A 12363-nucleotide genomic window follows, 5' to 3' on the forward strand; every position below is an offset into this window, starting at 1 on the left:
TTCTTGCAGTCTTTGGGATGGTACAGGGCATGATGTTCAAACTTAGCAAAGTAAGGCTGGCCGTTTTATTGGCGGTGAGCGTCAGCGCATGCACAGCGTATGCAGCAGAATTCAATACGGATGTATTGGATGCGGAAGATATGCAAAATGTGGATATGAGCCAATTTTCCGTTGCAGGTTATGTACCCCCCGGACATTATGTTTTAACTGTCTTTGTTAACGGGCAACGCTTAGGCGCACCTCGTGATATCGCTGTGTTAGAGCAAAATAACCAGCAAGAAGCCACTGGTCAAACTATCTGTATTCCCGCTAATTTACTTGATCTTATCGGGCTGAAAGACTCCGCAAAACAAAAAGTAACGACCTCTCATGAGGGGCAGTGTCTCGACCTTTCTGCATTGACGGGCGTACAAACAACCATCGAATTATCAACATTATCGCTCAAAATCACTCTTCCACAACTATGGATGGAATACCGTGATCCTAACTGGATACCACCTATGTTGTGGGAAGAAGGGAGTAATGGTGCATTTGTCGATTACAGTGCCAATGCTTCCGTGACCGAAGAAAACAAAGGGAATAAACGGACTTATTTATCTACGAATGGTACAACAGGTATTAACCTTGGCGCTTGGCGTTTTCGTGGAGATTATAACGCAACGTATCAAAAGCAACACGGAGGCAATAATCCCCAAGAAAACCATAATTTTGATTTTAGCCGCCTTTACGCGTTTACTTCATTGAAAAAATTAGCCTCAATTTTGACGATTGGGGAAAACTATTTCTATTCAGATGTCTTTGAATCATGGCAATACAGCGGGATTTCATTAGAAAGTGACGATCGTATGTTACCGCCAAAATTAGTCGGTTATGCACCTGAAATTATTGGCGTAGCTAATACCAATGCCACGGTGATTGTACGTAGCCAAGACCGTGTGATTTTAGAAACCACAGTGCCGCCAGGCCCGTTCCGTATTCAGACATTAGACAGCGGCGTACGGGGAGTATTGGATGTCACTGTACGTGAAGAAAATGGCGAAGAGAAAAAATTCAGTCTCAGCACGGCGTCACTGCCTTATTTAACTAGACCGGGACGTATTATTTATAAATTACTTGCCGGTAAAACGCGCTATAACGGACATTATTTAACTGGTAGTCCCGTAGTCAGCGGTGAACTTTCTTATGGTTTATCTAATGCGTGGTCTTTATATGGCGGGTCGCAGCTAAATGGCGATTACCAAACCGCGGCTATCGGTATTGGCCGAGACCTATTTTCATTTGGGGCATTGTCCTTCGATATTACTCAGTCATTTTCACACTTTACCCATGAAACATTACAAGGACGCTCATATCGCCTAAATTATGCAAAATCATTTGATGCGTTACGCACAGATATCACTTTTGCAGGATATCGATTTGCAGATAGAGATTACCGCACCTTAACCCAATTTATGGATCAAGACCGCACGGGCTATGTGACCCATGCGCCAAAAGAAAACTATCAAGTTTATTTAAATAAGTATTTTGATAATTTCAATTTATCACTGAATTATCAATATAGTACTTATTGGCAAGATAAGCCACAAACACAATATGGTTTATACGCCAGTACTAATATAAGTATTCCGGGGTTATCCCAGCAAGATGCCAATATTTCATTATCTGCCACGCGAACTGAGCGAGATAACGGCTATCAAGACGATGCCATTAACCTGTATTTAACCGTGCCACTCTACAGCGGGCACAATATTACGTTCTCTGAACTGTATTCACGCGCAGGGGGAAATAATCAATATAATCATAGTGTTGGTTATAGCGGCTATAGCGATCGCGATAACTACAGTTTGAATGTGGGTTATAACCACGGGCAAAACATAGAGAGCCAATCGAGTGTCAGTGGTTATTATTCCCGCGATCTGTCGCAAGCCAATTTATCGGCTAACGCCAGTTATGTACCGCAGCAATATCGTAGTGTCGGTGCATCAATTAACAGTGGTATCACTGCAACAGCTCACGGAGTAGCCTTACACCGTAGTGCCAATGGGGATACCCGCTTAATGATTGAAACACCGGGAGTAAGTGATGTTCCTCTCGATAGTGGTGTTATCAAAACTAACCGATTCGGGCTTGCCGTCATTCCTAACATTAATAGTTATCGTAAGTCTACGGCATCAGTTAATACCAGCCAACTCCCCGATAATTTAGAAACGTTGGAGTCAACAACAGATATCACGTTAACCAAAGGCGCAATTGGCTACCGCAGTTTATCGGTCATGAAAGGGGAAAAATTGTTCGCTATTTTATCGCTTAGCAATGGTAAGAATCCGCCATTTGGTGCCAGTGTGCGTAATGCTGATAATCGTGAGTTGGGGATTGTGGGGGAAGACGGGGTAACGTGGTTAGTTGGTATTTCACCCAAAGAAACCCTTTCTGTTTATTGGGGCGGGGAGAAGCAATGTGAGTTACAAATACCTGACAATGTAACGTCACTATCAAGCATGTTATTGCTGCCGTGCACTTTTACGACAGTTGCAAACACACAATTGGCAAAATAAATATTTAATTCGTTTTATGAGGTCATTATGTTGAATTTAGGTCAAAAATTATGCCATACATTAGTTGGTATTACCGCATTAGTTTCCATCAGTGCACACAGTGCAGTAACGTTAGATAGAACGCGCATTATTTTTCCGGGAACAGAAAAATCAATTAACGTCACCATCACTAACGATAACCCAGAAGAAGCCTACCTAGCCCAAAGTTGGATTGAAGATTTACAGGGTAATAAATTAACTAAGGGGGCAATCTTAGCAACTCCACCACTACAACGGATTGAGCCAAATAGTAACAGTTTAGTGAGACTAAGCACCACTCCTGAACTAAGTAAGTTGCCACAAGACAGAGAATCGGTGTTTTACTTCAATTTACGCGAAGTGCCACCAAAATCGAACGATGGCAATACGTTACAAATCGCCTTGCAATCGCGCGTGAAACTATTTTATCGCCCCGCCAGTATTCTGCCAGAATCGGAAACCAAGTGGACGCATAAAGTTACGTTAACAAAAATAGCGAAAGGCTATCGAATCAATAATACAACGCCGTTTAATTTAACAGTAATTGGGTTTGGGAATAGTAAATCCGCCTCTGAACAAAGTACCTTTAACGTGGTAATGGTGCCGCCAAAATCAACTCATGATGTTGTATCACCTACATTATCTACCCCGTATCTGACTTATATCAATGATTATGGTGGTAAGCCAACGTTGGCATTTCATTGTCAAAGTGACACTTGCACGGTAACAGGTCAGTAGTCATTTTCAAACGTATTGGCTACGGAGCAAAGGTGATGAGTAAACAAGAGGTTTTCATAAAAATAAAGTGGTTCGGCGCAGCATTATTCATTGTTGGCAGTGTCTTGGGTCAACTTGCTATGGCTAAAAGCCCTGTTGCGAATACGCCTGTTAATCAATCGGACTATGAACCATTACATCAAGGTAGAGTACAGGTTAGGGCTATGTTGTTTAACGCGCCTTGTAATTTGTCCTTCAAGAAAGTATTGAGCTTAACCGGATGTGGAGCAGGAAAGGATTACCAAAAAATGAACCTGCTTGATACAAGCGCAAATACTCCCGTTAGTGTACGATTTTATGATGTACAACGCGGGGTGCCTTCTGTGCGTTACCCAATCTCCTTGTCAAATGGCAGTAACCCGATTCATATCCCCATGTTGATGAAAGATCAACATACATTACGTTTAGAGGTGAGTTATGAATAGAGTTGCGATACATGGATGGGCTCTTTGTGCCGCCCTATTTGGTTGGCAATCTCCCGTATTGGCTGGTAATAGCTTAGATGTTGAATTTAGCGGTGAATTAGTGAGTACAGCGTGCCAAGTTGCTGCAGAGTCAATCAATAAAAAGATCACACTGTACAACTTACGGTGGCAATTTATTAATGAAAAGGGCACCAGTGAAGTAACCCCTTTTACGATTGCAATTGATAAGTGCAGTGAAACGGATTTACAAAAGAGCATTAAATTAACATGGAAAAGCAATGAATTAGTAAATATTGGTAGTGAGAGCTTTTTAACCACTAAAGGAGATAGTGGCGTGCTGCTAGGACTTATTGACCATGATGAAAAACCCATCGTATGGAATAAACCGATAACAATTGGTGATATCAATACTGTCGAGAACCTACAACAGTTCGATTTCGGTGTTTATGTTCGCAAACCCATCACGGGTGAAGCCAAAGTTGGTGATTTTTCAGGTATCGTGACTTTCAATATGGAGTATGAATAGTGAGCATATTCAATAAGATGAAAAAATCACTCGGGTTACTTCTGCTGTTTACTGTATTAGAAAGCCATGCAGACGTTTTGATTGATGTTAGCGCCACAATGGTTGATCCCGCTTGTAATATTCGCAGTGAAGACAGTAGTTCACCGTTGAAAATTGGTTTCGGTACACTCAACCCAGAAGCCCTGAATAAATCGACGGCAGTAAAAGATTTTTCGTTATATATATCAGGTTGTAATTTCAGCAATAGCTTAGGAATAATGTTGAATCCAAAGGGCGGAGGCACGTTGTTATATAACGGAAATAATATCTTGGCAACCAGCACAAAGGGGCTTGGTATTGATTTTAAAGAAGTGACAGGCGGTACTATTCGTACATTGGAAATGAGTAAAACACAACGCATTTATCCGGAGCGAATTGATGGAACACTTTACCGTATGGATTTACAAGCGCAACTAGTGAATGCCGTGCCTACCAATCAATTGGAACCAGGAAAGTTTACTTCAACAGTAACTATTTCCGTGACGTATAACTAATAAGGCGGTTTATGATGTTAAATTTAAAAGGTTCCCATGGCATACAATGGTTTAATTGTAGACAACAACAAAAAATTATCGCGATAATATCTACTTTAAAATCAAATATAAAACTATTGAATTTCATTTTATTAGGTTTTTTATTTATTTCATTTTGCTCTAAAGCTAATTATGCTCCTGCGATTGAGAATCCACAGGATGGTTATACTATAAATTTAAGTAATAATACATCAATTGGAAATACTCCCTATATAGGAACAGATGGAAATAAATATTATCAAATAGGAAACCCTATCGCCCTTCAAAATAGTTCAGTAACTGGATTTGTGAGATGTTTAGGTAGAAGATGGGGAGACACAGCGAATAATAATTTAGGAACTGACGCTTTTCATAGAATATTTGTATATCCAATAGCAGTAAATATAAAAATTGATGGTGTAGACGCTTATCTGATCAACAATAATGTCCTTATGACTGTTAAATCATCCGTTTTAGAGTGGACGCTATTACCTGAATCACAAGCTTGTTCAAATCCATCATATTCAACGCGAGTGGCAACTTCTTCTTTTTATACCCCTAAAAACATTGTACTTTCTTTTTATGTTAAAGATAAAATTATTGACGGAGTTATTTTAATTCCTGCAATGGATCTTGCTGGCTATGTGCGCGCATTTATGGAACCAAAGGTTGCTCCAATATATAATTCATGGCCAATAGCAGAAACAACGACACCAGTAAGAATTTTATCATCCACACTTAATCTTAATTCTTCTTGTTCTACAACGACTAGCTCTGGGCAGGCAGCTACGTTAAATTTGAGACATGGGCCGCTCAGCGCCTTAAATTTCGATAGCTTAGTCACTGAAAAAGTATCGTACTCTTGCAAATTTTCTATTCCAACAAAAGTCAATTTACGCCTTGATTATATAACAGATAACGATCCCCAAAAACGATTACCAATGCAAAACACGAAAAATAGTGATGATAAAATTTATAGTGAATTAAAAATAATAGATGATGAAACAGGACAATCCGGAAAAAATATTAAAATAGATATTACAGGTTTTAAGCCAATAACTATAAGCAGCCATATTTATGGAGAAAATGCGGTTGCAGGAGACTATAAAGGTTCCGCTTGGCTAATAGCAACGTTTGATTAACTGTTATTTACTCATTTATTAAATGAGGCTTAAATGTAATAAATTATTAAATTAAGGCTATTTGAGAGCAGACTTAATACGCTACTCTCATTTTTGAAAATAAGGCAGTTCTTCGGCGATTAAGAATGGGAAGTGTTGTTTCTTTGGAGAAGTTAATGCAGATGCAAGATCAGGGTTATATTCAGCTCATCCTGTAATGATTGCGTACCTATAAACCTCACCACAACGCTTATGGACGTTACGCTTCTTCTCCAAGGCTCCGCATTTCTCCATCTTACGTAAAGCTTCAAGTAACTCTAGGGGCTTAATTTCTACTATCGGACGCTTACCGATATAAGAAAAGATATCTTTTTCAAAAGTATCGATGATTTCTTCTCGATAACGCAGCGACTAGCGATCCACTTTGCTTTTGTGCCATTCACGCGCAATAGACTCAAAACTGTTTTCCATTCCCATTTTCTAAGCCATTTTTTCTATTTTTTTAGTTTCAGCAGGATCAATTCCATCCACTAAGAGCTTTTTGGCCTTATCCCGTTTTTTTCGTGCATCAGCTAATGAAACTAGTGGGTACATCCCAAAAGAAAGTCGTTTCTCTTTTCCTCCAAAACGGTACTTCATTCTCCAAGCCTTCGACCCATTGGTGTTAACCTCGCCCTCCATCGGTCATTTTATAAGGGGTTACCATCGACCTTGAGGCCGCTACCTGGCAGGCGTAAAGCTTCATTGTGGGAGCATTCAAAAAATAGGGAAAAATTATGCCCCCAAACAAGGGTATAAACCAGTAAACAAGGGGAGAACCAGACAGACTGTGAGGTGATTAATCTTATTGATTTACAAAGAAAATATTGCTTTTGGGAGAAATTCAGAAACCGCGTTTGGCGGAAGAACACAGGAGTCGAACCTGCCCGGGACTGCTGGCAGCCCCAACTGGATTTGAAATCCAGCCGCCTCACCGGAGACGACGATCTTCCTTATCTTGAAGGACTTTGATTATAGACTGTATTCAATGTTTTCCAAAGCATTGTAATTATAACTATAACGTTTCTTGATAAAAACTAAGAATAGATCCCATTTATTGATAAATACTAATACGAAAAAGCGTTATCTTGATATTGAGGTTTACATTTTCGCCCCCATATCATTCTCTATATTCATAATGGTGTGCTGATTTTATTGATACAGAGCTCGCCGTTTTTACTTTTATTGTCAACACAGTAAGCCTTGGCCTACGAGCACAAGCCTGCAATCACAGGATGTTTTTATGACAAATTCATTATTAACCGATTCCGCACTACCGCGCTTTTCTACTATTGAACCTGCTCATGTTTTTCCCGCTGTACAGCAGGTTTTGGCTGAATATCGTCAAACTGTCGAAAACCTACTTTCGGCGACTAACCAATACACATGGGATAACCTTTGCCAGCCATTAGAAGAAGCGAGTGATAAACTCTCACGTATTTGGTCGCCTGTTAGCCATTTACATTCGGTTAAAAATAGTCCTGAATTGCGTGAAGAATATGAAAAATGTCTGCCACTACTGTCTGAATTCAGTACTTGGATGGGGCAAAATGAACCACTCTATCAAGCGTATAAATCCCTAAAAGATAACGCTGAATTTAATTCATTAACCGCAGCACAGCGTAAATCCATCGAAAATACATTACGTGATTTCGAATTATCCGGTATTGGATTACCTGTTGAAAAGCAAAAACGCTACGGTGAAATATCTGCTCGCCTATCTGAAATCGCCTCAAAATATAGCAATAATGTGCTTGATGCGACGATGGGCTGGAGCAAACTCATCAAAGATGAAAGTGAACTCGCAGGTATGCCAGAAAGCGCTATCGCTGCGGCAAAAGCAATGGCAGAGTCTAAAGGTGAAGAAGGCTACTTACTGACCCTAGATATGCCAAGCTACTTACCAGTAATGACTTATGCAGATAACGCTGAACTACGTCGCGAAATGAGCCATGCTTATAGCACTCGCGCCTCTGATCAAGGGCCAAATGCAGGCAAGTGGGATAACAGTGAATTAATTGAAGAGCTAATGGCTTTACGTCATGAATTAGCGCAATTACTCGGCTTTAAAAACTATGCGGATAAATCTCTCGCCACCAAAATGGCAGAATCCCCTGAGCAAGTGCTGAGCTTTCTCAACGGCCTAGCAAAACGCGCTCACCCACAAGGTGAAAATGAGCTTGCTGAACTGACTGCCTTTGCAAAAGAACATTTTGGCGTAGATACCCTTGCATCTTGGGATCTTGCCTATTACAGCGAAAAACAGAAACAACATAAATTTTCGTTGAGTGATGAACAACTACGCCCTTATTTCCCAGAGCAGCGTGTTATTGAAGGCCTATTTGAAGTTGTTCACCGTATTTATGGTCTAACCGCGAAAGAACGTCTTGATGTCGAGACATGGCATAAAGATGTACGTTTCTTTGAGCTGTATGACGATACTAGCACCCTACGCGGCAGTTTCTACCTTGACCTATACGCTCGCGAGAATAAACGCGGTGGGGCTTGGATGGACGACTGTCTTGGCCGTATGGTTCGCAGCAACGGTTCACTGCAAAACCCTGTCGCTTATCTCACCTGTAACTTTAATCAACCTCTTGGTGACAAGCCTGCATTATTTACGCACGATGAAGTCATTACATTGTTCCATGAGTTTGGCCATGGTTTACACCATATGCTGACACAAATCGATGTCGCTGATGTTGCCGGCATCAATGGTGTTCCATGGGATGCCGTTGAATTACCAAGTCAATTTATGGAAAACTGGTGTTGGGAACCTGAAGCTCTTGAGTTTATTTCAGGTCACTATGAAACAGGTGAACCATTACCAACTGAAATGCTAAATAGCATGTTAGCGGCTAAAAATTATCAATCCGCCATGTTTGTCTTACGTCAGCTTGAATTCGGCTTGTTTGATTTTACTTTACACGCAGAATATGACCCAGCAAAAGGGGCGCAAGTCATGCCAACTTTGCAAAGAATTAAAGAAAAAGTCGCTGTTGTTCCATCACCGGAGTGGAGCCGTTTCCCGCATGCATTTAGCCATATTTTTGCTGGCGGCTATGCAGCTGGTTACTACAGCTACCTATGGGCTGATGTACTGGCGGCGGATGCCTACTCACGCTTTACTGAAGAAGGCATTTTTAACCGTCAAACTGGTCAATCCTTCTTTGATAATATCTTGAGCCGTGGCGGTTCTGAAGAACCAATGGCCTTGTTCGAACGCTTCCGTGGTCGCAAACCTGAATTAGATGCAATGTTGAAGAGCTACGGTATTCATGGCTGAGAACGTTAAGATTCAATTGATCTGTGAAGAAGGTGCCGATGCAGGCACCCTCTCTCAACTTGCTGAAAAATGGCAGCTAATTCATACCCCTGATGCCGTTATGGCGTTAGTACTCACCCCTGAGAATTTACAACTACGTAAAATCGATGAACCGAAACTCGGTGGGATTTTTGTTGATTTTGTATCGGGCGCTATGGCTCATAGACGTAAATTTGGTGGCGGTCGAGGTGAAGCAGTAGCCAAGGCAGTCGGATTTAAAAAAGATTACTTACCTGATGTGATTGATGCGACAGCAGGGCTCGGTCGTGATGCTTTTGTTCTTGCGGCTTTAGGTTGTCGTGTTCGTATGCTAGAGCGTCATCCTGTTGTCGCTGCATTATTAGATGATGGCTTACAACGAGGCTACCAAGATGCAGAAATTGGGCGCTGGCTTCAAGAACGCATGTCCCTGATCCACGCATCGAGCATTACTGCGCTAAGTGAAATTACTCATGCACCTGATGTTATTTATCTCGATCCTATGTACCCACACAAACAAAAAAGTGCATTAGTTAAGAAAGAGATGCGAGTGTTTCAATCATTGGTAGGGTCTGATGATGATGCGGATTCTTTATTAGAACCTGCAATTGCATTGGCAAAACGGAGAGTGGTGGTGAAACGTCCAGATTATGCAGAACCTTTAGCCGGAAAAAAAGCGCCCTCTGCGATAACCACTAAAAACCATCGATTTGATATTTATCCCTGCATTAAAACATAAACTTCAATTTAAACGTAACGGCGAAGGGCGTATTGTACAGGTGAATTATCAGTATTATACATTCCGCCCTTTCGCGTACGTTTTGGTCAGAGAATTACAAAACACCCTGCGCAAGCATTGCATCAGCGACTTTCACAAAGCCCGCGATGTTAGCACCTTGAACATAGTTGGTTTGTTTCCCTTCACCGCCAAACTCAACACAATGCTGATGAATATCCAACATAATGTAATTTAGGCGAGCATCAACTTTCTCAGCAGGCCAGCTTAAGCGTGCTGCATTCTGAGCCATTTCAAGCCCTGATGTTGCAACACCACCTGCGTTAGCAGCTTTACCTGGCGCAAATAAAACACCTGCTTCAAGGAATAGCTCTGTTGCTGGGATGGTTGTTGGCATGTTTGCACCTTCACCAACTGCTTTAACACCATTTTTAATCAGCAGTTCAGCCGCATCAGTGTCTAGCTCATTTTGTGTTGCACATGGCAGCGCGATATCAACAGGAACACACCATGGTTGTTTACCAGCTAAGTAAGTTAGACCAAATTCTTTGGCATATTCTTCAATACGGCCATAGCTATTTTTGATTTCTTCTAAGCGAGCAAGTTTTTCAGGTGTGAAACCAGCTTCATCAACCACAGTACCGTTTGAGTCAGAAGCAGTCACAACTTTAGCGCCTAATTCCATACATTTTTCAATGGTGTACTGCGCTACGTTGCCTGAACCTGAAACTGCTACACGCATACCGTCAAAACCTAGGCCATGGCGTTTTAGCATTGCATCAACGAAATAAACTAAGCCGTAACCGGTTGCCTCTGGACGAATTAAGCTACCACCGAAAGAAAGACCTTTACCTGTGAATACACAAGAAGTGTCGTTCGACAGTTTTTTCATCATCCCAGTCATGAAGCCAACTTCACGACCACCTACACCGATATCACCCGCCGGTACGTCTGTATTTGAACCAATGTGACGATAAAGCTCAGTCATCAGTGCTTGGCAAAAACGCATTACTTCACCATGACTTTTTCCTTTAGGATCAAAGTCAGAACCACCTTTACCGCCACCCATAGGCAAGGTTGTCAGTGCATTTTTCAGTGTTTGTTCAAAACCTAGGAATTTCAGGATTGATAAATTAACTGATGGATGGAAACGCATACCACCTTTGAATGGACCAATTGCAGAACTGAACTGAACTCGCCATGCACGGTTAACTTGTACTTTACCTTGATCGTCAACCCAACAAACTCGAAATTGAATAACTCTTTCTGGCTCAACAAAGCGCTCAAGTAGAGCTTGATCACGGTATTTTGCATTTTGCTCTAAGAATGGCCAAAGAGAAGTGAACACTTCACGTACTGCTTGAAGAAACTCAGGTTGTGAAGGATCTCTTTTTTGGACAGATTCCAAGAACGAAGATAGTGATTGTGTCATCTAGGTCTTCCTTTTTAACATTTATTGTTGTGATGTGCCTCACCATTTCATTTCATTATTTTTTGGAAATGTGAGGTTGATTTGCGTTTGCCTATTGAATATATCACTAGTTTGTATTCTTAATTCAAGCTTTTTTTTTCGTAATTAAGTAAAAAAAAACCTTGACCTGCCAAGAACCACCTTAAATTACATATTTTGATACAAAAAAAACGCCTGCATAAGCAGGCGTTTTTAGTGAATAATTTTTCAAAAATAGCGAGTAGCCTATTCTTCTTCGTCATTCAATGGCACAATCAACATATCCACATGGACAGTATTGATTAGCTGGCGAGCAGAAGACATTAACTTACTCCAAAAGTCTTGATGATGACCACAGACAACTAAATCCATGTTGTATTTTTTAATCGCATCAACTAAAACTTGGCCTAAATCACCACTACCACTGAGTGTTTCTTGAATTTCATAACCGGCACCAGCAGAAAGATCTTTCAGTGAATTACGTGTTTCATCAGTGATACGTTGTTGCATATCACCAAGATTTACATCGATAAGTCCAGTGTAAAGATCTGAGTAATTTACATCAACATGGATCATGGAGACTTTAGCACCGTACGGTTTTGCCATAGAAACAGCTTTATCCAGCAATACTTTACTTTCAGGTGATAAATCTACCGCAACGAGAATATGTTTGTAAGCCATAAGTAAACTCCTTCCAAATGCTGATTATCTGATAATTGATGAAAATTTATCAATATCTAATGAATACTATACCTGCTAATTGAGATAAGTAAGTGTCGTTTAGATCACATCTAAGCAGATTAACCTTGAAATCATGAATTCATATAACATTTTATAAAACAGTAACATCATTCATTCAAT

General features: G+C 40.7%; 10 protein-coding genes, 1 tRNA gene and 1 pseudogene. 8 read left to right on the forward strand and 4 right to left on the reverse strand.

Translation table 11 applies throughout. The annotated features are described in order from the left end of the window. Positions 1-17: 17 nt before the first annotated feature. Genes DD649_RS18150 through DD649_RS18175 form a run of 6 tightly spaced genes read left to right on the forward strand, consistent with a single transcriptional unit; the run spans position 18 to position 5994 of the window. Complete coding sequence (locus DD649_RS18150; RefSeq protein WP_294110361.1) at positions 18-2555, forward strand: fimbria/pilus outer membrane usher protein; 2538 nt, start codon at positions 18-20, stop codon at positions 2553-2555. Between the two features lie 27 nt (positions 2556-2582). Further along, positions 2583-3311 (forward strand): fimbria/pilus periplasmic chaperone, encoded by a 729-nt coding sequence (locus tag DD649_RS18155; RefSeq protein ID WP_294110267.1) that lies wholly within the window; start codon positions 2583-2585, stop codon positions 3309-3311. A 35-nt stretch (positions 3312-3346) separates the two neighbouring features. Then, entirely contained in the window at positions 3347-3775 is a 429-nt protein-coding gene (locus DD649_RS18160; RefSeq protein ID WP_294110268.1) for a fimbrial protein, read from the forward strand. After that, the gene (locus DD649_RS18165) at positions 3768-4301 is read left to right on the forward strand and encodes a fimbrial protein (protein WP_294110270.1); all 534 of its coding nucleotides are present in this window, start codon (positions 3768-3770) and stop codon (positions 4299-4301) included. Before DD649_RS18160 ends, DD649_RS18165 begins: the two co-directional genes overlap by 8 nt. After that, positions 4301-4834 carry a fimbrial protein gene (locus DD649_RS18170; RefSeq protein WP_294110272.1) on the forward strand — a complete coding sequence of 178 codons (534 nt, stop codon included), beginning with the start codon at positions 4301-4303 and terminating at the stop codon, positions 4832-4834. The genes DD649_RS18165 and DD649_RS18170 overlap by 1 nt, the downstream gene beginning before the upstream one ends. Positions 4835-4848: 14 nt before the next feature. Continuing rightward, on the forward strand, positions 4849-5994 hold the full coding sequence (locus tag DD649_RS18175) for an adhesin (protein ID WP_294110273.1): 1146 nt from the start codon (positions 4849-4851) through the stop codon (positions 5992-5994). 96 nt (positions 5995-6090) lie between these two features. Here the strand turns inward: DD649_RS18175 and DD649_RS18180 are convergent. Next, a pseudogene (locus DD649_RS18180) lies at positions 6091-6718 on the reverse strand (integrase arm-type DNA-binding domain-containing protein); the annotation flags it as partial. A gap of 152 nt (positions 6719-6870) precedes the next feature. Then, a tRNA-Sec gene (locus DD649_RS18185) sits at positions 6871-6965 on the reverse strand. A gap of 290 nt (positions 6966-7255) precedes the next feature. Here DD649_RS18185 and prlC point away from each other — a divergent pair. Continuing rightward, positions 7256-9298, forward strand: coding sequence for an oligopeptidase A (gene prlC / locus DD649_RS18190; RefSeq protein ID WP_336431025.1), 2043 nt, complete (start codon positions 7256-7258; stop codon positions 9296-9298). Beyond that, on the forward strand, positions 9291-10055 hold the full coding sequence (gene rsmJ, locus DD649_RS18195) for a 16S rRNA (guanine(1516)-N(2))-methyltransferase RsmJ (protein ID WP_294110277.1): 765 nt from the start codon (positions 9291-9293) through the stop codon (positions 10053-10055). Before prlC ends, rsmJ begins: the two co-directional genes overlap by 8 nt. A 94-nt stretch (positions 10056-10149) precedes the next feature. On the opposite strand, the gene gdhA is transcribed toward rsmJ, so the two are convergent. Both gdhA and uspA read right to left on the reverse strand, forming a co-directional pair. Beyond that, positions 10150-11484, reverse strand: coding sequence for an NADP-specific glutamate dehydrogenase (gene gdhA, locus DD649_RS18200; protein ID WP_294110279.1), 1335 nt, complete (start codon positions 11482-11484; stop codon positions 10150-10152). A gap of 264 nt (positions 11485-11748) precedes the next feature. Beyond that, positions 11749-12183 (reverse strand): universal stress protein UspA, encoded by a 435-nt coding sequence (gene uspA / locus DD649_RS18205; protein ID WP_294110281.1) that lies wholly within the window; start codon positions 12181-12183, stop codon positions 11749-11751. Positions 12184-12363 lie beyond the last annotated feature (180 nt).

The organism is Providencia sp., assembly GCF_003533305.1.
GTDB lineage: Bacteria > Pseudomonadota > Gammaproteobacteria > Enterobacterales > Enterobacteriaceae > Providencia.